The sequence below is a fragment of the Arthrobacter globiformis genome, from assembly GCF_003261175.1.
GTDB classification, from domain to species: Bacteria; Actinomycetota; Actinomycetes; order Actinomycetales; family Micrococcaceae; genus Arthrobacter; species Arthrobacter globiformis_A.
Genome location: NZ_QLNP01000067.1, coordinates 46522 through 72519 on the forward strand (window position 1 = coordinate 46522; position 25998 = coordinate 72519).

General features: G+C 67.4%; 20 protein-coding genes and 2 pseudogenes. 15 read left to right on the forward strand and 7 right to left on the reverse strand.

Going from position 1 to position 25998, the window contains the following annotated elements:
• Positions 1-53: 53 nt before the first annotated feature.
• From DBZ45_RS08425 to DBZ45_RS08435, 3 genes are read left to right on the forward strand one after another with little or no spacing between them, the layout of a single operon-like run.
• A complete protein-coding gene (locus DBZ45_RS08425; RefSeq protein WP_111903485.1) occupies positions 54-767 on the forward strand; it encodes a DUF3710 domain-containing protein in 714 nt (237 codons plus the stop codon).
• Positions 760-1089, forward strand: coding sequence for a hypothetical protein (locus DBZ45_RS08430; RefSeq protein WP_111903486.1), 330 nt, complete (start codon positions 760-762; stop codon positions 1087-1089). The genes DBZ45_RS08425 and DBZ45_RS08430 overlap by 8 nt, the downstream gene beginning before the upstream one ends.
• The gene (locus tag DBZ45_RS08435; protein WP_111903487.1) at positions 1086-1841 is read left to right on the forward strand and encodes a DUF3159 domain-containing protein; all 756 of its coding nucleotides are present in this window, start codon (positions 1086-1088) and stop codon (positions 1839-1841) included. The genes DBZ45_RS08430 and DBZ45_RS08435 overlap by 4 nt, the downstream gene beginning before the upstream one ends.
• Here the strand turns inward: DBZ45_RS08435 and DBZ45_RS08440 are convergent.
• Positions 1811-2605 carry a potassium channel family protein gene (locus DBZ45_RS08440; RefSeq protein WP_111903488.1) on the reverse strand — a complete coding sequence of 265 codons (795 nt, stop codon included), beginning with the start codon at positions 2603-2605 and terminating at the stop codon, positions 1811-1813. The two genes, DBZ45_RS08435 and DBZ45_RS08440, sit on opposite strands and share 31 nt — an antisense overlap.
• The gene (locus tag DBZ45_RS08445; protein WP_111903489.1) at positions 2606-3277 is read right to left on the reverse strand and encodes a potassium channel family protein; all 672 of its coding nucleotides are present in this window, start codon (positions 3275-3277) and stop codon (positions 2606-2608) included.
• 94 nt (positions 3278-3371) lie between these two features.
• Between DBZ45_RS08445 and DBZ45_RS08450 the strand changes: the two genes are divergently transcribed.
• From DBZ45_RS08450 to DBZ45_RS08505, 12 genes are all read left to right on the forward strand, one after another.
• Complete coding sequence (locus DBZ45_RS08450) at positions 3372-5348, forward strand: APC family permease (RefSeq protein WP_223256987.1); 1977 nt, start codon at positions 3372-3374, stop codon at positions 5346-5348.
• Positions 5345-6700, forward strand: coding sequence for a class I SAM-dependent RNA methyltransferase (locus tag DBZ45_RS08455; RefSeq protein ID WP_111903490.1), 1356 nt, complete (start codon positions 5345-5347; stop codon positions 6698-6700). The genes DBZ45_RS08450 and DBZ45_RS08455 overlap by 4 nt, the downstream gene beginning before the upstream one ends.
• Positions 6701-6854: 154 nt before the next feature.
• Positions 6855-9692, forward strand: a complete 2838-nt coding sequence (locus DBZ45_RS08460; protein WP_111903491.1) for an aconitate hydratase — start codon at positions 6855-6857, stop codon at positions 9690-9692.
• A 139-nt stretch (positions 9693-9831) separates the two neighbouring features.
• Positions 9832-11805 carry a 1-deoxy-D-xylulose-5-phosphate synthase gene (dxs, locus tag DBZ45_RS08465; RefSeq protein WP_111903492.1) on the forward strand — a complete coding sequence of 658 codons (1974 nt, stop codon included), beginning with the start codon at positions 9832-9834 and terminating at the stop codon, positions 11803-11805.
• The gene (locus DBZ45_RS08470) at positions 11802-12347 is read left to right on the forward strand and encodes a DUF402 domain-containing protein (protein WP_111903493.1); all 546 of its coding nucleotides are present in this window, start codon (positions 11802-11804) and stop codon (positions 12345-12347) included. The genes dxs and DBZ45_RS08470 overlap by 4 nt, the downstream gene beginning before the upstream one ends.
• Entirely contained in the window at positions 12344-12904 is a 561-nt protein-coding gene (locus tag DBZ45_RS08475) for a hypothetical protein (RefSeq protein ID WP_111903494.1), read from the forward strand. Before DBZ45_RS08470 ends, DBZ45_RS08475 begins: the two co-directional genes overlap by 4 nt.
• Positions 12905-12950: 46 nt before the next feature.
• Entirely contained in the window at positions 12951-13169 is a 219-nt protein-coding gene (locus DBZ45_RS08480) for a hypothetical protein (RefSeq protein WP_111903495.1), read from the forward strand.
• Positions 13170-13258: 89 nt separating this feature from the next.
• Positions 13259-14236, forward strand: a complete 978-nt coding sequence (locus DBZ45_RS08485; RefSeq protein ID WP_111903496.1) for an aldo/keto reductase — start codon at positions 13259-13261, stop codon at positions 14234-14236.
• A complete protein-coding gene (locus DBZ45_RS08490; protein WP_111903497.1) occupies positions 14236-15285 on the forward strand; it encodes a nucleoside hydrolase in 1050 nt (349 codons plus the stop codon). Before DBZ45_RS08485 ends, DBZ45_RS08490 begins: the two co-directional genes overlap by 1 nt.
• Before the next feature lie 120 nt (positions 15286-15405).
• Entirely contained in the window at positions 15406-16227 is an 822-nt protein-coding gene (locus DBZ45_RS08495) for an ECF transporter S component (RefSeq protein WP_111903498.1), read from the forward strand.
• Positions 16172-17035 carry an energy-coupling factor transporter transmembrane component T family protein gene (locus tag DBZ45_RS08500; RefSeq protein WP_317616952.1) on the forward strand — a complete coding sequence of 288 codons (864 nt, stop codon included), beginning with the start codon at positions 16172-16174 and terminating at the stop codon, positions 17033-17035. The genes DBZ45_RS08495 and DBZ45_RS08500 overlap by 56 nt, the downstream gene beginning before the upstream one ends.
• Complete coding sequence (locus DBZ45_RS08505) at positions 17032-18633, forward strand: ABC transporter ATP-binding protein (RefSeq protein WP_111903500.1); 1602 nt, start codon at positions 17032-17034, stop codon at positions 18631-18633. The genes DBZ45_RS08500 and DBZ45_RS08505 overlap by 4 nt, the downstream gene beginning before the upstream one ends.
• 25 nt (positions 18634-18658) lie before the next feature.
• On the opposite strand, the gene DBZ45_RS08510 is transcribed toward DBZ45_RS08505, so the two are convergent.
• The 5 genes and pseudogenes from DBZ45_RS08510 to efeU form a co-directional block, all read right to left on the reverse strand.
• Positions 18659-20842, reverse strand: a complete 2184-nt coding sequence (locus DBZ45_RS08510; RefSeq protein ID WP_111903501.1) for a 3-hydroxyacyl-CoA dehydrogenase NAD-binding domain-containing protein — start codon at positions 20840-20842, stop codon at positions 18659-18661.
• A gap of 170 nt (positions 20843-21012) precedes the next feature.
• Positions 21013-22692: an HNH endonuclease signature motif containing protein gene (locus tag DBZ45_RS08515; RefSeq protein ID WP_111903502.1), complete on the reverse strand. Its 1680-nt coding sequence runs from the start codon at positions 22690-22692 to the stop codon at positions 21013-21015.
• Positions 22693-22949: 257 nt separating this feature from the next.
• Positions 22950-24281: an HRDC domain-containing protein gene (locus tag DBZ45_RS08520; RefSeq protein WP_111903503.1), complete on the reverse strand. Its 1332-nt coding sequence runs from the start codon at positions 24279-24281 to the stop codon at positions 22950-22952.
• Positions 24282-24420: 139 nt separating this feature from the next.
• Positions 24421-24807: pseudogene (locus DBZ45_RS08525) on the reverse strand (Dyp-type peroxidase); the annotation flags it as partial.
• Between the two features lie 324 nt (positions 24808-25131).
• Positions 25132-25986, reverse strand: a pseudogene (gene efeU / locus DBZ45_RS08535) (iron uptake transporter permease EfeU).
• Positions 25987-25998: the final 12 nt, after the last annotated feature.

The window sequence follows — 25998 nt, forward strand, 5'->3', positions numbered from 1 at the left end:
TGCACACCCGCGATTCGGGGAGCGCGACACGATCACGACTAAGGAGACAACGCATGGTTTTTGGGCGGGGCAAGAAAGCCAAGAAGCAGGAATCGGCAGAACCGGAGGACGTCCAGGACGACGTCACCCCGGATCCGGCCGGGAATGTCGTGGACGACCGCAGGGCCAACGGTCCCTTCGACGTCTCCGAGGTCAGCAGCCGCGACGGCTATGTGGATCTCGGCGCCCTGCTCATTGCTCCGCGCGACGGACTCCAGCTCCGGCTCGAAGTTGAGGAAGCAACCCAGCGCGTCGTTGCCGTGACCATGGACCTTGAGGGGTCGAGCCTGCAGCTGCAGGCATTCGCCGCGCCCCGGTCAGAAGGGCTCTGGGACGAGATCCGGGAGCAGCTCGGGCAGTCTGTCGGTGGCCAGGGCGGCCAGGTTGAGGAGATCCCGGGCGAATACGGCGTCGAACTCGTGGCCAAGCTGCCGGCGGGCGCCCCGGACGGCAGCCAGGGTTACCGCGCCGCCCGCTTCATCGGCGTCGACGGCCCCCGCTGGTTCCTTCGCGGCGTTTTCGGCGGCGAGGCCGCGCTGGACCGCGAAGCAGCCGCCGGCCTCGAGGACCTGTTCCGGAAAATCGTCGTCATCAGGGGCGAGAACCCCATGCCGCCCCGCGAACTCTTGCAGCTGCGCCTGCCGAAGGACGCCGCCGGACCCGTGCCCCCTGCAGAGCCGGACTTCGAGCAGCCCGAGCGCGGTCCGGAGATCACCCAGATTGGTTGATGCAGGCGGCCCGCAGGACCAGGCGGTACCCATCCGCGGGCTGCCGGAGCGCGGGCGCGTCCTCTGCCGTGGATTTATCGAGTCGGTAACCTACGCGCCCCCGTCGCAGGTGGCAGCCTTCATGGCCATCGTCTCGGACCACGACACGCCGGTCGCGGAACGGCGCGGGCGGCTGCGGGTCATCTGGCTGGGCCGCCGCCGCATTCCAGGGATTGACGCGGGGACGGAACTCAAACTCGAAGGCATGCTGACGGTCAAAGAAGGCATGCCCACCATGTTCAACCCCCGCTACGAGATACTGTCCCGCCAGGAGAACCAATGACTTTGCCTGAGAGCCCCGATTCGGGGCCGGGCCGCGAAGAGCCCAAGCCCGCGCCGGAGAACCCGGGTTTTGCAGGGCTGGCCGAGGACTACGCGTCCAAGGCAGGGCTGCACCGCACCCACGACGGCCGCATCGACGTGCTCAAGAGCGCCGGCGGGTACCAGGGAATCGCCGAGAGCATCCTTCCCGGCCTGGTCTTCCTGGTCGCCTTCACCGCCAGCAGCGCCCTGACGCCGTCGCTCATTGCTGCGTTGGGCACCGCCGCCGTCTTTACGGTGGTCCGGCTCGTGCAGCGCCGTCCGCTGACCCAGGCACTGGCCGGCGTCGTCGGCGTGGGGATCTCCGCGTGGTTCGCCAACACCACCGGCAAGGCCGAAAACTTTTATCTTCCCGGATTCCTGACCAACGCGGCCTACATCGTGGCGATGGTTATCTCCATCGCCGTCCGCTGGCCGATCGCGGGCCTGCTGTTCGGGTTCATCCGGAACGAAGGCCTGGACTGGCGCAAGGAACCGGCCCGGGTCCGCGCCTACCGGCTGGGCACCTGGATCATCGTGGGCGTGCTGCTGCTTCGCCTGGTGGTGCAGGTTCCCCTGTACCTGATGGGTCCGGACGGGCTGGCGGCATTGGCCACCACCAGGCTCATCATGGGAGCGCCGCTGTACATCCTCGGTGTGTGGCTTGCCTGGCTCATCACCCGGCCCGCGGCAACGCCTGACGGTCAGCCGTCGAAGCCGTCGTCATCCAGCTGATCTGGCCGGCCCAGCTGATCTGCGGTTGCCGGGGCGGCTGCTGCGGCTGCGCCGTCCTGCCCCTCGCCTGAACCGTTCCCCTCACCGGGCGCGTTCCCTTCGCCGGAGCCGGGTGAGAGGAGCTCGCGCAACTGGTTTTCGGCCGCGATGGTGGTGACGAAAAACAGCTCGTCGCCGCCGTCAATGACATCGTCCCGGCTGGGCGTGATCGGTGCCTGGTCCCGCAGGATAGCCACCAGCGTTGAGTCCTCGGGCCAGTCGATGTCGCCCACCGTCAGCCCGATGGCGTGGGAGTCGTGCGGCACCGTAAACTCGACGATGGACGACACACCTGTCTGCAGGGTCAGCAGCCGGACCAGGTCGCCGATCTCGACAGCTTCCTCGACCAGGGCCGTCATGAGCTGCGGCGTGTTCACGGCAACGTCCACGCCCCAGGAGTCATTGAACATCCAGTCGTTCTTCGGGTTGTTCACGCGTCCCACGGTTCGTCCGATGCCGAACTCGGTCTTGGCCAGCAGCGAGACGACGAGGTTCACCTTGTCATCGCCGGTGGCGGAAACCACCACGTCCGCGTCCTCGAGCTTGGCGTCCTGCAGGGTGCTGAGCTCACAGGCGTCGCCCACCAGCCAGTGCGCGCCGCGCAGGCCACTGCGCCCGATCACTTCGGGCTTCAGGTCGATCAGCAGGATTTCGTGTTTGTGGGCCAGTAGCTCACGGGCAATCGAGGAGCCGACGCTTCCGGCCCCGACGATGACGACTTTCACTTAGGACTCCTTGGCAGGGGCTTTGGCGAGGATGTGGGCGACTTCGGACGTGCGGTCCGCCCGCAGCATGGCGTGCACGCTGTCGCCGTCCTGGTAGGAAGTGCCCGCGGCGGGCAGCATCCCCTCGCCGAACCTGGTCAGGTAGGCGACCCGGACGTCGGCCACCTTTTCGATGGAGGAAACCGGATGGCCCACCCATTCCGGGTGGAGGTCCAGTTCGGCCAGCACGAGGCGGCCGGAGGGGTCGCGGAAGTCCCCGGCGAGGTGCTGTTCGGGAAGGATGCGTCGCAGGACCTGGTCGGCGCTCCAGCGCACCGCGGCCACCGTGGGGATGCCCAGCCGCTGGTAAATCTCGGCGCGGCCGGGATCGTAGATGCGGGCCACGACGTGCGGCACGTGGAAGGTCTCGCGCGCCACCCTGGTGGCCAGGATATTGGAGTTGTCGCCGCTGGAGACCGCCGCAAAGGCATAGGCGTCCGCAACGCCGGCCTGCTTCAGGGTGTCGCGGTCAAAGCCGACGCCGGTGACCTTCCGGCCGGTGAAGCCCGAGCGGAGGCGGCGGAACGCGCGATCGTCCTGGTCGATGATGGCCACCGAATGGCCGGCATCCTCGAGCGTGTGCGCCAACGTGGCCCCGACGCGTCCACAACCCATGATCACGAAGTGCGCCACGCGTTCTCTCCTCAACTCTCGCCGACTGCTCCGTAAGACTCTACCGCCGGAAACCTGCCATGACATCGCGTGCGAATCAGACTAACTTTGTGTGGTGCTGACAATTCTGAATGCCGCGAAGCGGGTGCTGGTGGGGAGGCCCTTCAGGAACGACAGGATGGCCCACACGCTCCTGCCCAAGAGGATCGCGCTGCCCATCTTCGCCTCGGATGCACTGTCCTCCGTCGCCTACGCCCCCGATGAGATTCTCCTCACCCTGGCCTTGGCCGGCGTCAGCGCCGTGGCATTCTCCCCGCTCGTGGGCCTCGCTGTCATGGTGGTCCTGCTGACCGTTGTGGCGTCCTACCGCCAGAACGTCCACGCCTACCCCTCAGGCGGAGGCGACTACGAGATCGCCAACGAGAACCTGGGCAAGTACGCCGGACTGACCGTGGCGTCGGCGCTGCTCGTGGACTACGTGCTCACCGTTGCCGTGTCCATGTCATCCGCGGCCGCCTACCTCACCACCGCCATCCCGTCACTCCATGGCCAGCAGGCAATTATCGCCACCATCGGCGTGGTGATCCTGGCGCTGGTCAACCTGCGCGGCATCAAGGAAGCCGGCAGCGTCTTCGCGGTGCCGACGTACATCTTCATGGCATCCATCCTGGGCATGACCGCCGTCGGCATCTTCCAGGCCGTGACCGGCCAGCTGGGCCGGGCGCCGTCGGCTGCCTTCGAGATCGTGCCCGCCGCCGGTTTCGACGAGGGCCTCGTCGGACTCGCGGGCGCATTCCTGCTGCTGCGGGCATTCTCGTCCGGTGCCGCCGCCCTGACAGGTGTGGAAGCCATCAGCAACGGCGTGCCGAACTTCCAAAAGCCCAAGAGCAAGAACGCGGCCACCACGCTGCTGCTGCTCGGGATCATCGCCTCGGCCATGCTGGCAGGCATCATCTACCTGGCCAACGCCACCAAAGTGCACATCGTGCTGGACCCGGCCACCGAATTCCTGCTCAACGGGCAGCCGTTGCCCGAGGGCTACATCCAGAACCCGGCCATCAGCCAGATCGCGCAAACCATCTTCGGTGCCGGCTCCATCCCGTTCTACATCGTGGTCGCGGCCACGGGCGTCATCCTCGTCTTTGCCTCCAACACGGCCTTCAACGGCTTCCCGGTGCTGGGCTCCATCCTCGCCCAGGACGGATACCTGCCACGGCAGCTGCGCACCCGCGGCGACAGGCTCGCCTTCAGCAACGGCGTGCTTGCCCTGGCGGCCGGCGCCCTGGTCCTGATCCTCTCCTTCAACGCGGACGTCACCAAACTCATCCAGCTGTACATCGTCGGCGTTTTCATCTCGTTTACGGCAAGCCAGCTGGGCATGGTCCGGCACTGGGGCCGTGAGCTCAAGCTGGCCAAGGACAAGGCCGTCCGGCGCAGGATGATCAAGTCGCGAACCATCAACATGATCGGCTTCGGCATGACAGCGCTGGTGCTGGTGATTGTGCTGATCACCAAGTTCGAACAGGGTGCCTGGATTGCCCTGCTCGCCATGTTCGTACTGTTCCTCATCATGTGGAGCATCCACGCGCACTACGACAACGTGGCCAAGGAGCTGGCGGTCGACGAGGATTCGTCGCCGCGGGCACTGCCCACCCGCGTGCACGCGGTGCTGCTGGTGTCCCACGTCCGTAAGCCCGTGCTCCGCGCCCTTGCCTATGCCCGGGCCTCCCGGCCGTCGCGCCTGGACGCCATCACGGTGGACATCAACGCCGAGGAAACGGCGCACACCCTCGCCGACTGGGAGAAACTGGAGATCCCTGTTCCGCTGACCATCCTCGCCAGCCCCTACCGCGAGACGGTCACGCCGATCATGGACTACATCAAGAACATGCGCCGGGATTCGCCGCGGGACCTGATCGTGGTCTACATCCCCGAGTACGTGGTGGGCAAATGGTGGGAGCAGCTGGTGCACAACCAGACAGCCCTCCGCATCAAGACCCGGCTCCACTTTGAGCCGGGCGTCATGGTTGCCAGCGTTCCCTGGCAGCTCAAATCATCCGAAGAAGCCAAGAGACTGCAGGACATTCAATGAGCCCGGACACCCAGACCACTTCCACCGGACTCGAATTGGTGGTCGACGTCGGCCCCGTCGCCCACGGCGGACACTGCGTTGCCCGCCATGAGGGCCGCGTCGTCTTCGTCCGCCACGGCATCCCGGGGGAGCGGGTGCGGGTCCGGCTCACCGACGCCGAAGAAAAGGCGAAGTTCTGGCGCGCGGACGTTGTCGAAGTCCTCGATGCCTCGCCGGACCGGGTGCCGCACTTCTGGCGGACGGCCGATTCCGCAAGCTCCTGGGCGCACGGGCGCCCGCCCGTCGGCGGCGCCGAACTCGGCCACATGTCGCTGCAGCGCCAGCGGAGCCTCAAATCAGAGGTGTTGGCCGAGCAGCTGAGCCGGCTGGCCGGCGTCGAACTCTCCCCGGACGTGGAAGCGGTCGGACAAGCATCAAAAACGGACGACGGCGGGGCCGGGCTTGCGTGGCGCACGCGCGCCAGCTTCGGCGTCACCCAGAGCGGCCGGCTCGGCATGCACGCCCACCGCTCGGACCAGGTGATTCCCGTACAGGCAATGCCGCTGGCCGTGGACGGCATCAACGCCCTGCGCCTGTGGGATGTGGACCTTCAGGGCATCGAGCGGGTGGAGGTGGCCGCCCCTGCCAACGGCTCGCGGCCGCTTGTGCTGCTCGCCCCCGCCCCCGGGACCCGCGCCAAACGGCTGAACTCCATCCTGGCCCAGCTCCCGGCGGACGTGTCCGTCGCCAGCTATGATCCACTCAAAAACGAGACCCTGCAGCTCCGCGGGCGAACCTGGGTGCAGGAATCTGCGGCCGGCCACGACTACCGGGTCACGGGTGCGGGCTTCTGGCAGATCCACCGCGACGCACCGGACACCCTGGTCGGTGCCGTCACCGGATTCCTGCACGAGGGCGGGTTCCTGGAACCAGGCGCCGCGGTGGCGGACCTCTACGCCGGAGCGGGATTGTTCACGGCGCCGCTCGCCGACGCGGTGGGGGAGACCGGATCCGTCCTGTCGGTGGAGGGTGCCCCGGGCACCAGCCGGGACGCCCGGAAAAACCTGCATGGTGCACCGCAGGTGGAGATCGTGCAGGGCAAGGTGGAACGGGTGCTCCGCCAGCGCCCCCGCCAGTTCGACGCCCTCATTCTCGACCCGCCCCGCGCCGGTGCGGGCAAGGCCGTGGTCAGCCAGCTGATTGCCTCAAGCCCCCGCGCCATTGCCTATGTGTCCTGCGACCCGTCGTCGTTCGCACGAGACATTGGTTACTTCCAGGAGGGTGGCTGGCAGCTGGCCGGGCTGAGGGCGTTCGACCTGTACCCGCACACGCACCACCTGGAGACGGTCGCACTGCTGACTCCCCGCAGCTGATGTGGCTAGGATGGGCCTAGTAGTCCCACGTCGCGCGCCGTATTCTCGGCTGACCCCATGCTCTTGTGTATGACCTTGTACTAGTTAGGATGACCTAACTAGCAAGCGGTCTACCGCGCGACAAAGATGAAACTGTTGCGAGAGGAGTCCTGCGATGAGCACTGTGGACAGCTTCGGTTCAAAAGGCAAACTTAATGTAGCCGGAACCGAATACGAAATTTTCCGGTTGAACTCCGTTGAAGGTGCAGAAAACCTTCCGTTCAGCCTCAAGGTATTGCTTGAAAACCTGTTGAGGACCGAGGACGGCGCGAACATCACCGCCGATCACGTCCGCGCCCTGGCAGGATGGGATCCTAATGCCCAGCCCGACACCGAAATCCAGTTCACGCCTGCCCGCGTGATCATGCAGGACTTCACTGGTGTTCCCTGCGTGGTGGATCTTGCCACCATGCGCGAGGCAGTGAAGGAGCTTGGCGGCGATCCAAAGAGGGTGAACCCGCTTGCTCCGGCCGAGATGGTCATCGACCACTCCGTCCAGATCGATGTCTTCGGTAACTCCGGCGCACTGGAGCGCAACATGGAGATCGAATACCAGCGCAATGGTGAGCGCTACCAGTTCCTGCGCTGGGGCCAGACCGCGTTCGACGACTTCAAGGTTGTCCCGCCGGGAACCGGCATCGTGCACCAGGTCAACATCGAATACCTGGCCCGCACCATCATGACCCGCTCGGTGGACACCGAGACAGGCACAGTTCTGCGCGCCTACCCCGACACCTGCGTCGGCACCGACTCGCACACCACCATGGTCAACGGCCTGGGTGTGCTGGGCTGGGGCGTCGGCGGCATCGAAGCCGAGGCTGCCATGCTGGGCCAGCCGGTCTCCATGCTGATCCCGCGCGTCGTCGGCTTCAAGCTCAGCGGCAGCATCCCTGCCGGCGCCACCGCCACCGACGTGGTGCTCACCATCACCGAGATGCTGCGCAAGCACGGTGTTGTTGGCAAGTTCGTCGAATTCTACGGCGAAGGCGTTGCCGCGGTGCCGCTGGCAAACCGCGCCACCATCGGCAACATGAGCCCGGAGTTCGGCTCCACGGCTGCCATGTTCCCGATCGACGACGTCACCCTCGACTACCTGCGCCTCACCGGCCGGCCCGACGAGAACGTTGCACTGGTGGAGGCCTACGCCAAGGAGCAGGGCCTCTGGCACGATCCTTCCCGCGAGCTGCGCTTCTCCGAGTACCTCGAGCTGGACCTCTCCACAGTGGTTCCGTCGATCGCCGGCCCGAAGCGTCCGCAGGACCGCATCGAGCTGACCGAGGCCAAGGACGAATTCCGCCACGACCTCAAGAACTACGTCACGCACGACGCCGACGCCGGCACGCTGGACGAGTCGCTGGAAGAAAGCTTCCCCGCTTCCGACCCGCCCTCGTTCACCACCGGCGGCACGCACGTGACCGACACCGACCGCGTTCCGCCGAAGTACTCCGCCGCGCACGGTGCCGAGGGCCGCCTGTCCAGCCCCGTCGCCGTGAAGATGGAAGACGGCCGCGAGTTCGACCTGGACCACGGAGCGGTGACCATCGCGTCGATCACCTCGTGCACCAACACGTCCAACCCCTCGGTTATGCTTGCCGCCGCCGTGCTGGCACGCAACGCCGTGAACAAGGGCCTCACCGCCAAGCCGTGGGTCAAGACCTCGGTCGCCCCCGGCTCCAAGGTGGTCACGGACTACTACGAGAAGTCGGGCCTCACCCCGTACCTGGAGAAGCTGGGCTTCTACATCGTGGGCTACGGCTGCGCCACCTGCATCGGTAACTCCGGCCCGCTGGAAGCCGAGATTTCCGAGGCCATCCAGGCCAACGACCTCGCCGTCAGCGCTGTTCTCTCGGGCAACCGAAACTTCGAAGGCCGCATCAACCCGGACGTCAAGATGAACTACCTGGCCTCCCCGCCGCTGGTCATCGCCTACGCCCTGGCCGGTTCCATGGACTTCGACTTCGAGGCCGACGCCCTGGGCAAGGACGAAGCAGGCAACGACGTCTTCCTCAAGGACATCTGGCCCAACCCGGTCGAGGTCCAGGAAGTCATCCACTCCTCCATCGACAAGGAGATGTTCGCCAAGGGTTACGAGGGCGTCTTCGAGGGCGACGACCGCTGGAAGGCGCTCGACACCCCGGCCGGCGACACCTTCGCGTGGGATCAGAAGTCCACGTACGTCCGGAAGCCCCCGTACTTCGAGGGCATGAAGGCCCAGCCGGAGCCCGTCCAGGACATCACCGGTGCCCGCGTGCTGCTCAAGCTCGGCGACTCCGTCACCACGGACCACATCTCCCCGGCCGGTTCGTTCAAGTCCGACACCCCTGCCGGCCAGTACCTGCTGGCCAACGGTGTGGAGCGCAAGGACTTCAACTCCTACGGCTCGCGCCGTGGCAACCACGAGGTCATGATCCGCGGCACGTTCGCGAACATCCGCATCAAGAACCAGCTCCTGGACGGCGTGGAGGGCGGCTTCACCCGCGACTTCACCCAGGCTGACGGCCCGCAGGCCTACGTCTACGACGCCGCACAGAACTACCAGGCAGCCGGCACCCCGCTGGTGGTCCTGGCCGGCAAGGAGTACGGCTCCGGTTCGTCCCGCGACTGGGCAGCCAAGGGCACGGCGCTGCTGGGCGTCAAGGCCGTCGTCGCCGAGAGCTACGAGCGCATCCACCGCTCCAACCTCATCGGCATGGGCGTCCTGCCGCTGCAGTTCCCGGCCGGCGAGTCCGCTGCCACGCTGGGCCTGACGGGCACGGAAACCTTCGCTGTGGAGGGCGTCACCGCCCTGAACGAAGGCACCACGCCCAAGACCCTCAAGGTCACCGCCACCGCTGAGGACGGCTCCGCCAAGTCCTTCGACGCAGTGCTCCGCATCGACACCCCGGGCGAAGCGGACTACTACCGCAACGGCGGCATCCTGCAGTACGTGCTTCGGCAGATCTCCGCTAACTAGCGGGATTTAGCCGGGCCAGCCCCGGTAAGCAGTGCGAAGAGGCCCCGGCCGGTCAGCTGACCGGCCGGGGCTTCTGCCTTGCTGTTTGCCCGGAGGCGTTAGAGTTAATGGGCATGTCTACCAGCCGAAGGAGGGGCCGTTGGGAATCTTGGAGACCATCCGGAATCCGCAGGACCTGAGCAAGTTGTCCGCGGCGCAGCTGGACCAGCTCGCCGCAGAGGTCAGGGAATTCCTGATCGGCAACGTCTCCCAGACGGGAGGGCACCTGGGTCCCAACCTCGGCGTCGTCGAACTGACCATGGCGGTGCACCGGATCTTCGATTCGCCCCGCGACAGCATCGTCTTCGACACCGGCCACCAGTCATACGTGCATAAGCTCCTCACCGGACGGCACGACTTCAGCACCCTCCGCCAGCAAGGCGGCATGTCAGGCTACCCGGATCGCGGCGAGTCGGAGCACGACATCGTCGAAAGCTCCCACGCCTCATCCTCGCTGTCCTGGGCCGACGGCATTTCCCGCGCCCGCCAGCTGACCGGTGACGGCGACCGGTACGTCGTCGCCATCGTCGGAGACGGCGCGCTCACCGGCGGCATGGCCTGGGAAGCCATCAACAACATCGCGGCGGACAAGAAGCGCCGCGTCGTGATTGTCGTGAACGACAACGGCCGCTCCTACGCCCCCACCGTCGGCGGCTTTGCCGACTACCTGGCGTCCCTGCGTCCTACCATTGACTCCCTTCGCGCCGCCCCCGCCTACGAGGTTGCCCTGGACTGGTGGAAGAAAAAGCTCCAGAACGGCGGCCCCGTCGGCCAGTTCACCTACAAGAGCCTGCATGCCATGAAAAAGGGCATCAAGGACTGGTGGGCGCCGCAGGGCATGTTCGAGGACCTCGGCATGAAGTACATCGGCCCGGTGGACGGCCATAACCTGCAGGCCATGGAACACGCCCTGTCCACCGCCAAGAACTATGCCGGCCCGGTCATCGTGCACGCCATGACCGAAAAGGGCCACGGGTACGCGCCGGCCCGCGCGCACGAAGCGGACCAGTTCCACGCCGTCGGGATCATCGATCCCGAGACGGGCGAGCCCGCCGAGGCCGGGGGCGCCAAGTCCTGGACGTCGGTGTTCGCCGACGAAATTGCGGACATCGCCGACGAACGCAAGGACATTGTCGGCATCACCGGCGCAATGCTCATCCCGGTGGGGCTGCACAAATTCGCGGCACGGCATCCGGAACGCGTGTTCGACGTCGGCATCGCCGAGCAGCACGCGCTCACCTCCGCAGCGGGCATGGCTTTCGGCGGGCTGCACCCGGTGGTGGCCGTCTACGCCACCTTCCTCAACCGCGCCTTCGACCAGCTGCTGATGGACGTCGCCCTGCACAAGGCCGGCGTGACAGTTGTCCTGGACCGCGCCGGCGTCACCGGTCCCGACGGCGCAAGCCACCACGGAATGTGGGACATGGCCATGGTCCAGATCGTTCCAGGGCTCCACCTGGCTGCGCCGCGCGACGCCTCGCGGCTGCGCGAAGAGCTCCGCGAAGCCGTCGCCATCGAGGACGCCCCCTCTGTCATCCGCTATTCCAAGGGGACTGTCGGCGCCGAGGTCGAGGCCATTGAACGGCTGGCCGACGGCGTGGACGTGCTGTCCCGCCGCCCGGACGGCTCCACGGAGAACGATGTCCTGATCGTCAGCGTGGGCGCTATGTCGGAGCTGGCCCTGAACGTCGCCAACCGGCTGGGCGCCCAGGGCATCAGCTCCACCGTCGTGGATCCGCGCTGGGTCCTCCCGGTGCGGAAGTCGATCATCGCCCTGGCCGCCAGGCACCGGCTGGTCATCTGCATCGAGGACGGCGTCCGCGCCGGGGGAGTCGGGTCAAGGATCCGCCAGGAGATGCGCGCCGCCGGGGTGGACACGGCCCTGAACGAGGTTGGCCTGCCGGTTGAATTCCTGGACCACGGCACCCGGAGCCAGGTGCTGGAGCGCGTGGGCCTCACCGCCCAGCAGATCACCCACGACGTCGTTGCCCAGGTCCTCGGGACCAAGGTCCCGTTCGCCCGTCCGCTGCCCGGCCAGGAACACCCCACCACCGGAAGCCTGCCCAAACTGTGAGGGAGCCCGATTCCCTGCAGCCAGGGGAACTGGTGGTGTCCCGCAACCGCAAATGGGACGGCTCGGCACACTGGGTGGTGCCCGGCAGGTACCTCGGCGCGGACCAGCACGGCTGGTGGATCTTCCAGCCGGCCAACGAGTTCTGTTCCCGGCCTGGCGCCGCCTTCTACACCGCGTCCGATGCCGTGCTGCTGGTTCCGCGGACCGGCGAGTTCGTGGTCACGTTCTACGACGACACGTACTCGGGCGACTTCCGCGTCTACGTCGACCTGGCCACCGGCCACGAGTGGCGCAGGATCCAGCAGGGCGTCACTGAATTCCACGTCATCGACATGGACCTCGACGTGATCCGTTCGGTGCAGCGCGGCGTGTTCGTCGACGACGAGGACGAGTTCGCCGAACACCGGCTCCGCATGGAGTACCCTGAGACGCTGGTGCACGCCATGCAGGCCGAGTGCGACGCCCTGTTCCTTGCCGTCAAGGGCCAGGATGCTCCGTTTGACGGCACCGACACCAGCTGGTTTATGAAAGGACGGGCATGAGCGGAATTATCCGGGTCTACAAGCGCGACGACGAAGGAGCGCTGCTCTTCCGGGAAGCCTGGTACGACGAGGACTACAGCCAGTTCGTCATGAACCATGGCGCCGTGGGGCACCAGAGCAAGACCCAGGAAACCGACGTGCCGGACGCCGAGGCAGCTGAGCGCCTGATGGACGCCTTCGGGGCGGCCTGCACCGAGGATGGCTACGCCGAGATTCCGGACGAGGAGCAGTACTGGGTAGTGGCACAGTACGCGCTCAAGACCCGGGAGGGCACCAGCCGCGACCGCTACCTGGAGGAAAAGGCGAAGGACGCCCTTTCCGGCCATCTGGCCTGGCGCGGCCTGGGCATTGTGGACCGCTCGGAATTCAGCGACGGCAAGCTCAACATCTTCTGCCTTTGCCCGGATGTGAACAAGGCCGTAAACGCAATCAAGGTCTGCATCCGTGGCGAGGATCTGGACTTCACCAAGCTGAGCATTGGAGCCGCCCCGTTCGGCGACCCCTCGGCCCTCAAGCTCAAGCATTCACCCAAGCAGGTGGCAAGCTTCACCCTCTAAGCACTTCAAGAACCTAACGCAGTCAGCACCAGGAAGGCAGAACGTCATGACAAAGAAGTCAGCCCAGCCGGGACGCACGCCGCTTCCGCGGGGCCTCGCCTCGCCCGACCGCAGAATCCTCGCCCACTCCGGCGTGGAGTCCCTTGAGCAGCTGGCGCAGTTCGGGCGGCGCCAGCTGGCGGCGCTGCCGGGGATCTGCCCGCGGACCCTGGCCCAGCTCCAGGATGCGCTGGAGGAGCACGGACTCGAGTTCGCCTCCGCCTAAGGGGTTTCCCAGAGGTGACGGCCGGAAGGGCCGGCCGCGGGAGCTGCCGCTGGGGCCGTCAGCCGCCGGTGCCGTTATAGGGTGATTCCATGACTGAATACCGCCGTCTTGGAAAATCAGGACTGACCGTCTCCGTCGTGGGCCTCGGCTGCAACAACCTCGGACGCCCAAACACGGTGACCGAATCGCAGGAGGGTACGGACGCCGTCGTACGTGCCGCCCTCGACGCGGGGGTGACGCTCTTCGACGTCGCCGACACCTACGGGCGTGAACCGGGCCTCAGCGAAACGATGCTCGGCAAGGCCTTGGGGGCCAGGCGCGACCACGTCGTGGTGGCCACCAAGTTCGGCATGGACATGCGCGGGGCCAACGGCGAGGACTTCGGCGCCCGGGGTTCGCGCCGCTATGTCATCCGCGCCGCGGAGGCCTCCCTGCGCCGGCTCGGAACCGACTACATCGACCTGTACCAATTCCATACGCCCGACCCCATGACGCCGATCGAGGAGACCCTCGACGCGCTCAACGACCTCGTCACCAGCGGTAAGGTGCGCTACATCGGCCACTCGAACCGCGCCGGCTGGCAGATCGCCGAGGCTGAATTCGTGGCCCGCGCCCGCGGTGGGGCCCGGTTCGTCTCCGCGCAGAACCATTACAACCTCCTGGACCGCCGCGCCGAGCAGGAAGTCACTCCGGCGGCAGAGGCGTACGGGCTGGGCGTGCTGCCGTATTTCCCGCTGGCCAACGGCCTCCTGACCGGCAAGTACGCTCAGGACCAGGCGCCGGAAGGCTCACGCCTCAGCCACACCCGGACCAACCTGGTGCACGACGCCGACTGGCAGCAGCTGAAGGCATTCAGCGCCTTCGCCGCCGCCCGTGACCTGACAGAAGTGCAGGTGGCGTTCTCCTGGCTTGCGGCGCAGCCGTCGGTCAGCAGCGTGATTGCGGGCGCCACGCGTCCGGAGCAGGTCCGGCAGAATGCCGGGGCGGTGGCCTGGGTGCCGGACCGGGCCGAACTCGACGAACTCGATGCCATCTTCCCCCAGACCCCCAAGGTGGCCCTGTTCTGATGCCGTCCATCCTCATGGATGTTGACACCGGGATCGATGACGCCCTCGCCCTGGTCTATCTGCTGTCCCGGCCGGAGGTCCGGATCGAGGCCATCACCTGCACGGCGGGCAATGTGGGCGCCCGCCAGGTGGCACTGAACAACCTCGCCCTGCTGGAACTCTGCGGCCAGACGGGCATTGAAGTCGCCCTGGGCGCGGAGGTGCCGCTGGAGATTCCGCTGGTCACCACCGAGGAAACCCACGGCCCGCAGGGGATCGGCTATGCCGAGCTCCCGCCGCCGAAGCAGGAGATTTCACCTCGGCATGCTGTCGAGGTGTGGGTGGAAACCGTCCGGGCACATCCGGGTGAGATCACCGGGCTCATCACCGGGCCGCTGACCAACTTCGCGCTGGCGCTGCGGGCGGAACCGGACCTTCCCAAGCTGCTCAAGGGGCTGGTCATCATGGGCGGCTGCTTCAACTACCAGGGCAACACCACGCCGACGGCGGAGTGGAACGTTTCCGTGGACCCGCACGCGGCCGCGGAAGTCTTCGCCGCCTACAGCGGCCTACCGGAGGACAGCCTTCCGGTGGTGTGCGCCCTCGAGACTACGGAACGCATCGAGCTGCGGCCCGAGCACCTGCAGCGGCTCGCCGAGGCCGCGGGAGCCGAACCGGAACTCGTGCTGCCCGAACAGCCGGAGGGCCAGCGCAGCGGCTCGGGCAACCCGCTCGTCGCGTGCCTCTCGGATGCCATCCGCTTCTACATGGAGTTCCACCGGCTCTACGACCAGGGCTACATCGCGCACATGCATGACGCGTTTGCAGCAGCTGCGGCCATCGGGCGCACGCCGTTCGGCACACGGCCGGCCACCGTGCACGTCGAAACGGAATCGCCGCGCCTGGCGGGGACCACCGTTGCCGACTTTCGGGGCATCTGGAAGGAGCCGTTCAATGCCAGGATCGTCACGTCAAACGATCCCGAGCAGTGCTTCGACGAACTGATCTCCTCGGTGGGCGGGCTGGCCGCGGTAGTGGGGCAGCAGCCCCTCTCGCCGGACCGTAGCTAGCCGTGCCTGCGGGTCGGTAGGATGGTAGCCGCGCCAAGGTGACATAGGCGCCTGCTTCCGCGCACGCGGAAGATCACACCGCGGGTGGGGAACCCGCCGTTTTCAGCCTGAGGATCCACCATGTCACAGCAGTCGCTTACGCTTCCTCCCACGGACCGGAAGGCCGTCCGCCGCCGGAGGCTCCTCGAACTGCTCGGCGCCGTTGCCATCGCCGCCACCTTCATCTTTCTGGTCCTCACGCAGCCTGCCGACATCGCGGGCGGTCTCGGCAGCGTTTCGTCGCTCGTCGCGCTGGGCGGCTTCCTTCTTGGCGCCCTGCTGCTGATCGTGGGCGTGCTTCCCACCCTGCCCACGTCCACCGTGGTGCTCATTCCGGTGGCCCTTGTCCTGAACATCGTGCTGGGACAGCTCATGGGTACCAGCGGCCTGCCGTTCTACCTCGACTCTATCGGCACCGTGCTGATCGCCGTCCTAGCCGGACCTGCGGCCGGCGCCGCCACCGGTGCCCTGAGCAGCATCGTGTGGTCGTTCTTCAACCCCACGGTCCTGCCCTTCGCGGCCGGCGCCGCGCTGATCGGCTTCCTGGCAGGTGTCGCCGCCCGGTACGGGCTGTTCCGCCGGTTCTACCTGGCCCCGGTTGCCGGCTTCGCCACCGGCATCATCGCCGGCGTGGTGTCCGCGCCGATCGCCGCGTTCGTCTTCGGCGGCACCTCCGGTGCGGGCACCGGTGCGATCGTCAGTGCCTTCCGTGCCATGGGCGACACGCTGCTGGCAGCCATCACCAAGCAGGCGCTGATCTCGGATCCCATGGACAAGGCCATCGTCTTCGCCATTGCCGCCATGCTGGTGTACGCCCTGCCGCGGCGCACCACGTTCCAGTTCCCGTTTGTCCGCCGCTTCCGCGTCCTGGCCGGCAAGGAGCCGGCCGCGCGGAATTCCTGACGTCCGGACCGCCGCCCAGGTGGCCGCACGCCTCAACCCGCTGACCGCGATGACGGCCGCCGCCGCCGTCCTTGCTATTACGACGGCGGCCTCCAGTTGGGCGGTATCCCTCACCGTGGCAGTCGGCGCAGTGCTGCTTTCCGCTGCCGCGGGCATCGTGCGGCGGGTTCTGCTGGCGGCGGCCACCATCGTGGTGCCCTTCTGGCTTTCGCTGCTGGTGATCCACGGCCTCTTCTTCCCGGAGGGGCGCACCGTGCTGGCCAGCTGGGGCCCTGCCCGGGTCACGGCCGAGGGGCTGACCTTTGCACTGGAAATGGGGCTCCGCACAGCAGCCTTCGTCCTGGTGCTGATGGTCTTTTCCTTCAGCGTCAGGATCCCGGAGCTCGTTGCCGCCTTGGTTGCCCGCCGTGTTCCGCCGCAGGTCGGGTATGTGCTGGCCTCCACGCTGCTTCTTGCCCCGCTGGTCGCGGCGCGGCTGGGCACGGTCCGCCAGGCGCAGGAGTCGCGCGGACTCGTGGTGGGACGGGGGATAGGCAGCCGGGTTGCGGCCATCCGGCTGCAGATGGTTCCGCTGGTGCTGGGCCTGGTCCACGACGCCGGCATCCGGGCCCAGTCCCTCGACGCGAGAGGGTTCAGGAGTACGGGCCCCCGGACCAGCTACACCGAGGTCCACGATTCAGCCGCGCAGGCGACCTTCCGCGTTTTCGCGATCCTGCTCGCCCTAACGGCGGTGGGCTGGCGCATCGTTGAATCGCTACCGGCGGGGTCACTGTCCGCCTTCTCTCAGTTCGTCGGGGGCCCCGGATGATCGCTGACAGGACTGCCGCAACCACGCTGCTGGCCTCGGTCGCCTCATTTTCCTACCACGGCGATCCGGGCCCCGCGCTTCGCGGGGTGGAGGTAGTTGCCTCGCCCGGCACGCTGACGGCGGTGCTGGGCGGATCCGGCAGCGGCAAATCCACGCTGGGACGCATCCTTGGTGCCTGGCTGCTCGGCGGCCGGGACGGAACGCTGGTGGGAAGCCTGCAACTGGAGGTGGCCGGGCATCCGGCAGGCAGCGGTCCGCTGCGCTTTGCCGGAGCGCAGGATGATCCCCGGATCGATCCAGGGGCGTGGGCACGGCACGTCGGCTACGTCCCGCAGGACGCGGCCTCCATGCTGTCCGCGGTCCGCGGAACCGTGGAGGAGGAGCTTGCCTTCAGCCTGGAAAACCGCGGAGTTCCCCGCGGGGAGATGGTGCAGACCGTCGCCGATATTGCCCGCCGCACCGGTCTCGACGGGTTCCTGCACCGGGATCCGGCGACGCTGTCCGGCGGCGAGCTCCGCCGCTTGGCCGTGGGCTGCGCCGTGGTGGACGGTCCGGGCGTCCTGATCCTCGACGAGCCGCTGGAGTCCCTTGACCAGGCCGGTATCCGTACCATTGTCGAGCTGGTCCGTTCCGAGCTGGCCCGGGGAACAGCCATTGTGGTGCTGAGCCAGCACGCCGACGCGCTGACCCGCGCGGCGGAGCGCTGGCTGGTACTGAAGGACGGGCAGGAGACGGCAGCGGGACCTCCCGCCCGGATCCTGCAGGGAGGTGTGCTGGCTGAATCCGGCGTTGTGGTTGCTTCCCCTGAAGTCATCATCCCGTCCGCTAACCGGAAGCCCGAGGTGGATCCGATGCCGGCCCCGCCTCCGGTGCTGACGCTTCCGGTGGTGGAGGCTGCTGCCGGAGCCACTGCCATTGGAACTAAACCGGCTTTGGAGTTAGCGGGTGTGGCCTTTGGGTTCGGGGGACGGTCCCGCAGTTCGCCTACCGAGGACAGCCTGCTTTTGGAGGACGTGGACCTGCAGGTGGTGCCCGGGGAAATCGTGGCCATTACCGGGCCCAACGGTGCCGGCAAGTCCACCTTGCTCCGGCTCCTCAACGGCCTTCACCGGCCGTTTCGCGGTGATGTCCGCGTTGCGGACGAATCCATTGCCGGTGTTCCCACAGGGCTGGTGGCCCGCCGCCTGGGGCTCCTCTTCCAGCGCCCGCATGACCAGCTGTTCGAGCGCTCGGTGCTGCGCGAGGTGCTGTTCGGGCTGCACCCCATTTTCGGCACGGCGGCGGCGGAACGTGCCAAAGCAGCCTTGGCCGCCGTCGGCCTCGGGGACAGCGGACACGCGCACCCGCATGAGCTGCCGGCGTCAGGCCAGCGGCTGCTGGCCCTGGCCACAGTCCTGGCCCGCGAACCGTCGGTGCTCGCGCTGGATGAACCCACGGTGGCCCTGGACGCTCATGGCCTGGAGCGGCTCACGGCCGCCGTGTCTGCGGCAGCGGGCCGCGGCGCCGCCGTCGTGATGGTCACGCACGACCTCAGGTTCGCCGCGGCGCATGCCCACCGGCTGCTCAGGCTGGAGGGCGGCCGGCTCCGGCAGTTCTGACCGCGCCTCCAGCTGCCGATGCCAGTCAGGAACGGGATGCCACTCCCGGCGGCAGGAAGCGCCGGCCGTTGACGCGCTCCGAGGCTCCCACCCTGTCGAGGTAGGGGGTGATTCCGCCCAGGAACATCGGCCAGCCGGCGCCCAGGACCATGCACAGGTCGATGTCCTCGGGCCCCGCCACCACGCCCTCTTCGAGCATCAGCCCGATCTCCTCGGCCAGCGCGTCCTGGGTCCGGCGCAGCACTTCCTCTGCGGATGACGGAGTGCTGCCGAAGGACATCAGGGCAGAGGTGGCGGGCGGAATCTCCTGCTCGCCGTCCGGTGCCGTGGACCACAGGGAGCTGACCTTGTTGTCGACCAGTTTCTGCAGGTTCTGCGAGACCGGGAAGCGGTCGCCGAAGGCCGCGTGCAGGGATTCCTGTACGTGCTGGGCAACCGGCAGTCCCACCATGGCGAGGAGGGTGAACGGCGTCATGGGGAGGCCCATGGGGCGCAGCGCGGCATCGGCGATGTCGGCTGGCGTACCCTCGTCGAAGGCGGCTGTGACTTCGCCCATGAGCCGCAGCAGGATGCGGTTGACCACGAATGCGGGGGCGTCCTTGACCAGGACGGCGGTCTTTTTCAGGCCCCTGGCGAGTTCGAACGCGGTGGCGAGCACGGCGTCGTCGGTCTTCGGCGCCCGGACAATTTCGAGCAGGGGCATGACGGCCACGGGATTGAAGAAGTGGAAGCCCACGAGCCGCTCGGGATACCGCAGGTCTGCGGACATGGCGGTCACGGACAGTGATGACGTGTTCGTGGCCAGGACGCACTCCGGTGAGACGATGGCCTCGAGTTCGGCAAACACCTGCTTCTTGACGTTCAGTTCCTCGAACACCGCCTCAATGACGAAGTCGGCGTCGGCGAACGGTTCCTTGGAAACGGACCCCGTTACCAGCGACTTGGCGTGGGTGGCTGCGTCGGCGCTCAGCCGGCCCTTCGCCACCAGTTTGTCCACTTCGTTGTGGACGTAGCCAACGCCCTTGTCCACCCGCTCCTGGTCGATATCGGTCAGGACCACGGGCACGCCGAGTTGGCGCGCGAAGAGCAGGGCAAGCTGGCTGGCCATGAGGCCGGCACCCACCACGCCGATCTTCGTTACGGGCCGGGCGAGCTCGCGGCTGGGAGCGCCTGCGGGCCGCTTAGCCCGTTTCTGCACGAGGTCCAGGAAAGCGTAGACGGTGGCACGGAACTCGTCGGTCTGCATGAGGCCGGCCAGCGTTTCGCATTCGAGCGCGGCGGACTCCGCCTGAGTCATGGTGCGGTTTGCCGCCATAATATTCAGCACCTCAGCCGGTGCGGGGGAGGCGTTGGATGTTTTGGTTTCGACGTAGGCGCGGCCGGCGGCTACCGCGTCCGCCCAGCGGGCGGCAACAGCAGGGTCGGCGGGATCGACGGCGGCGGGCCGTTCCGGTACTGTGCCGGAACCTCTGTTGCCCGAACCCGCGGCGTCGGCGACAACGCGCGCAGCCCACGCGACCGACTGCTCAAGGAAATTTTCCGACTCGAACAGCGCATCTGCGATGCCGAGTTTGAAGGCCTCCGGGCCGGACAGGGTGCGGTTGTTGTTGAGCGCGTTCTCGATCATCACCTTCACCGCGTTCTCCGGCCCAATCAGCCGCGGCAGAAGGTACACGCCGCCCCACCCGGGCACCAGCCCCAGGAAAGCCTCCGGAAGTGCCAGCGCCCCGGCGCCTGTGGACACCGTGCGGTAGGTGGACTGCAGCGCGATCTCAAGTCCGCCGCCAAGAGCCACGCCGTTAATGAACGCGAAGCTGGGAACGCCGAGGTTGGCCAGTGTGGAGTAGACCTCATGGCCCAGTTGCGCCATCCACAGACCGTGCTCGCGCTCCTGCAGCTTCGTGACCGCTGACAGATCTGCCCCGGCAACGAAGAAGTTCGGCTTGCCCGTCACGGCGACCGCCGCAATCTCGCCCGCGGCCGCCCGCTCGCGCAGCCCTTCGAGGACGGTGCCGAGTTCAACGAGGGTATTGGGGCCAAGCGTCGTGGGCTTGGAAGGGCCGAGCCCGTTGTCCAGGGTGATAAGGGCCAAGACGCCCGGGCTGGGGTGGCCTTCTGTTGCGGGGAGTTCGATGTCCTTCACCGAGGAATGAGTGATCGCCTCATCCGGAAAGAGATCGGCAAGCTTGCGGAAATCTGCGGCGCTCATTCAATGGCTCCTCGCTGAGACGGGCATGCCTGGACCGGACAGCCGGTACCGGGCATCAGTAATCCCAATGTTACTAGCGAGTAACATTGGGTGCAACTGGCGCCGAGGTTCGCTCGGGGGCTGCGCCCAGCATGCATGATCGCGGCAAGACTGTTGAGGCGGGTGGCTTCTTAGGCTGCTGTGGATGATGACCAGTAGGGCCACGGATCCAGTGGCAGTGGTGGTTCAGGGCCGTCGAAAGCCAGCGGGCCATCGACCCCGTCGCGGTCGTCGGGAAGTTCCGACACATCGGGCCAGTCCGGGCCCGGTGGCACGGGCCAGTCTTCGGTGGGTGCCGGTTCTGGCCAGGTGGTTGGTTCCCAATCCTGGTACTCGGCGGGGTAGGACCGTCCCTTGGGCGAAATCCAGCCCGGCGGGGCGTCCCGGGTAGCGCCGACCGGTTGCCAGGCCGTGGCGTGTTTCAGCCGGTGGTGTTTGGGGCAGGGTTGGCCGAGGTTGGCGACGCCTGTGCCGCCGCCGTCGGCCCAGGCGAGGATGTGGTCGGCGTCGTTGTCGAGGGAGTGGTTGTTGCAGTTCGGGAAGGTGCATTTGGCGTCGCGGAGCCGCAGCCATTGGCGCATCGGCTTGGTTAGCCGGTAGCTGGTGCGTCCGATCTCCAGCGGTGCTCCGTCCCGCGGATCAACAAGCACGCGGAGGAATGATGTTGCGCCGCCGGCGACGAGCCTGCGGGCCATCGACGGCGGGATCGGCCCAAACCCGTCGAGTGTGGCCGGCTCATCGGACAGGCCGAGCAGCGAGAACACCGGAACGGTGACCAGCACCTGGGCCGCCGGGGACGGCACGCCACCGGACGGCGCATCACCTATGGGGACGGAATCCGCGGGCGTTGTACCTGCCGGGCCTGCGCCCGCGGGGTCGGAACCTGCCAGCACGGAGTCTACGGGGACCGGCTCTGCGGTCGGGCCGTCAACCGCGCCGTCAACCAAGTGGCCTCCTGTGAGCAGCCACGTGGCGAAGGCGTCGACGCGGAGCTGGGTCAGGGTCCGGGTTTCGGTGGGGCCCTGCATGGCGCGGGCGGCGGCGGTGGTGCGGTTCCAGATGCCGGCGGCCTGGTCCGCGGGCAGGTACGCCGAGAACCAGGCCATGCCGTCCCGGTCCGGGGCATACTCCAGCCGCCTGTCCTTCACGCTCTTGCAATGGCGTTTTTCGATGCTGACCGGGTGGTGCCGTTCCCGCCAATACCGGGCCTTCGCCCGGAACCTCGCCGGCGTCAGTTCCCCTGCCGGGCAACCCCGCGCGTACCCGGGCGCGTCAGGGTCCAGGAAGTGCGCCTCAAACGCCGCGGCCGCTTCCGGATCCAGCCCGTCGGTTTCGTCGCACATGATGCGCGCGTGCTGCCAGGACAGTTTTCCTGACCCCAGCTCGCTGAACGCCAACGGCAGATCCCTGGTCAGTTTGGCGGATTCGACCAGTAACCGCTCCGCCGACCCCTCACTCACGGTCAGCGCACCCGCCACCTCCGCCGTCACGGACATCCGCCGTACGGTGCGGTCGTGCACGGATGCGCCAGGTGGCGCCAAAGCCTCCTCCGCCGCGGCGTAGCCGGCGGCCAGGTTCACCTTCACGGCCGCCAGCCGCGCCTCCATCCCGGCCACCGCAGCCAGACCGTCCAGGCACGCATCCGCCTGTTCCCCCAGCGGATCGGCCTCATCCTGCAGCGATTCCAAGTTATAAGGCAGCACGTCCGCGCCGGCCGGGCCCGGATCAGCCGCCCGGCGGAGCTCAGCAGCCAGCGAAAGAGCGGAGGCACCAATGGCCTCCAACGTCTCCGCAACTACTGCGTTATCCATACCCACAGCATGACAGGGGGCAGTGACAATTAAGGGTGGATCGGACCCCGCAGACGGACGGGATCGAAAAGTATTTTTTAACCGCTCGAGAACAAAAACCCGGTAGCAGCGCAGGGCGTTCCCAACGCTCAAAAGGCGCTGAGCCGCCACCCAGTTGGGGAGTCAGGTGAGCGAAAAGCCCAAACCGCGGGCAGCACCGCCGTCGTACGCCGCGCCATCGTTGTCCCGCCCCGCTACCGGACTGCTCAGGCAGCTTCCTACGCGGACGCTTCCTTTGGCTCCCTGGCCTCTTTCGGCGGAAGCGGCTGCGGGTTGAGGAACGCCGCGGTGATCAGCGGCGCCACCAGCCCCACCTGCCACTGCCGGGCACCCAGCCCGCGCAGTTCCTCGGCGATGGCGGCCTCGGTGATGTCCTCCGGCGGCCGCCATGCGACGCGGCGTAGGTAGTCCGGGGTCAGCAGGTTTTCGAGCGGGAGCTTGAGTTCGTCCGCCTTCTCCTGCAGCAACGGCCTGGCGGTCTGCAGCCTCTCGGCCGCGGGAAGATCGCGGTCGGCCCAGACCCGCGGCGGCGGCGGGGCGTTGGTGGGCAGATGGAGCGGGGGAAGGTCTTCGAGCGCCCGGGCCGCAGCGATGCACCGCAGCCAGCGGGGGGCTTCCCGCTGGGCGGCCCTGCCGTGGAATCCCTTGGTGCTGAGCAGTTGCGGCACCGTCGTCGGCATCGCCTTGGCTGCGGCCACGAGGGCAGAGTCGGGGATGAGGCGTCCCGGGGCAACATCGCGCTTTTGGGCCAGGGCATCGCGTTCCAGCCACAGCTCCCGCACCGCGGCCAGCTGGCGGCGGTCCCTGATCTGGTGGAGTCCGGACGTCTTGCGCCAGGGGTCAACCCTGGGTGCTGCGAGCCCGGCGGACAGGATCGCGGCGAACTCCTGCTCGGCGTACTCGAGTTTTCCGTCCGCTTCGAGCAGTTCGATGAGTTCCTCGCGCAGTTCCGTCAGGACTTCGACGTCGAGCGCGGCGTACCGGAGCCAGGGTTCCGGCAGGGGCCGGGTGGACCAGTCGGCCGCCGAGTGTTCCTTGGCGAGTCCGAAACCGAGCAGCTGCTCGATCACGGCAGCGAGGCCGACGCGGGGAAGGCCGGCCAGGCGTGCTGCAAGTTCAGTGTCGAAAAGCTTGTCCGGCCACATGCCCAGCTCCGACAGGCAAGGCAGGTCCTGGCTTGCGGCGTGCAGGATCCATTCGACGCCCCGCAGGGCATCGTTGATGATGCGCAGGTCCCCGAACGGCTCGGGGTCGATCAGCCATGTTCCGGAACCCTCCCGGCGGATCTGGACGAGGAACGCCCGCTGCCCGTAGCGGAAGCCCGAGGCGCGTTCTGCATCGACGCCGGCTGGGCCAGTGCCCGCTGCGATCGCGGCGGCGCAGCGTTCCAGTCCCGCCTGGGTTTCGATGACCAGAGGGACGCCGTCGCGGGGAGAATCGAGATCGATGACAACGGGGACCAGGCTATCGAAGCCTTCCACCGTTATGTGGGGTGTGGTGTCAGCAGCCGGAGCGCCGGCTGTGGTGTTATCCGAATTTTGAGCGGTCATGATGTCCTTAGTTTACCGGCAGCAGGCCCAAGGGACGTTCCGGCGGCCCGCGCCGCCGTCGGAAACGACGGCGGCGCGGTGTTATTGCCACGGCTCACCTGCCGCCGAGCCCCGGGAACAGGACCTGGGTAAGGCCGACTCAGGTAAAGAGGCCTTCCCCGAGGAAGCCACCCTGCTTGACCCCCGGCGGCACGGCGAAGAGACCGGAACTCGTGTGCTTGAGGTATTCCAGGGCCAGGACGTCCTCCTTGGCCATGGTCATCTGCATGGGCACGTAGTGCGTCCGCGGGTCCCTGACGAAGGCGATGAAGAACAGCCCGGCGTCGAGGTGGCCCAGTCCCTCCGAGCCGTCCGTGTAGTTGTACCCGCGGCGGAGCATCCGCACCCCATCGTTCTGGTCCGCGTGGGCCAGCCGGACGTGGGACTCCATGCCAATGAGCGGTTCGCCGTCGTTGCCCCTGATGGCGAAATCGGGGGCCGTGAACTCCTTGGCGCCCGACAGGGGCGCGCCTTCTCCCTTGGTCCGGTCGGTGCTTCCGCGGCGGAGACCTTGCACTCGGCATCGGTACTGGTCACCTGGATCGGCCCGTCGGTGGTGCCGGATGCGTTGGCGCTCGCGTTGTCGGTGCAGGATGCGAGGGCCAGCGGGAGGACTGCTGTGGCTGCCACGACGGCGAGGCGGGCACCGGCAGTCCGGCGGGTTTTGGGCGAAGAGAAGCCGGGCATCTGAATTCCTTGGGGGTTGGGGATGCAGCGGATGTGCTGGGGATGCAGCGGGTGTTGGGGGCAGCGGGGTGTTCGGGTGCAGCTTTTGGTTTGGGGCGGGCGCCACTGGTCAGGAGGCTGTCTGTTATGAAGTGATGGCGGCCGTTGCGGCGGGCGCCGCTTCCGCCCGCCGCAGCGCCGGGCGGAAGCTGGCGATGAGATAGAAGAACATGACAGGGATGGCGTACAGGACCCAGGCGGCTGCTTCCAGCCAGGTGGTGGCAGGGGAGAAGTTCAGGGTCCCCTTCAGCAGGGTGCCGTACCAGGACGACGGCGGGATGGCGGCTGAGACGTCGAAGGCGAGGCTGTGCAGCCCCGGCAGGATGCCGGCCTCCTGCAGGTCGTGGACGCCCTAGGCGAGGACGCCGCCGGCGATGACCACCAGGGCGACGCCGGTCCAGGTGAAGAAGCGGGACAGGTTGACCTTCAGGACGCCGCGGTGCAGGAAGTGACCGAGCCCGGCAGCGACGGCGAGTCCCAGGAGGGCGCCGAACAGAGGGGTTCCGGATTCCCCGCCGGCCTGGGCCGCAGCCCACAGGAACAACGCCGTCTCCAGGCCTTCCCGGCCGACCGCCAAAGCCGCCACAAGCACAAGACCCCAGCCTGCGCCGTCGGCCACTCCGTCGACGCGGGAGCGCAGTTCGCTGCCGAGCGTGCGGGCGGTGGGCGCCATCCAGAAGACCATCCAGGTGACCAGTCCGACGGCGACAATGGACAGGCCGCCGCCGATCGCTTCCTGGGCTTCGAAGGTCAGGCGGCGCGGACCGAAGGTCAGCAGGGCGCCGAAACCGACCGACACGGCGACAGCCGTTCCCACGCCCGCCCACAGCCGGGGGAGCAGCGCTCGCCGGCCACTCTTGGTGAGGTACGCCATCAGCAGGACGACGATGAGCGTCGCCTCGAGGCTCTCCCGGAGACCGATGAGGAAGTTGGCTGTCATGAAGGCACCTTC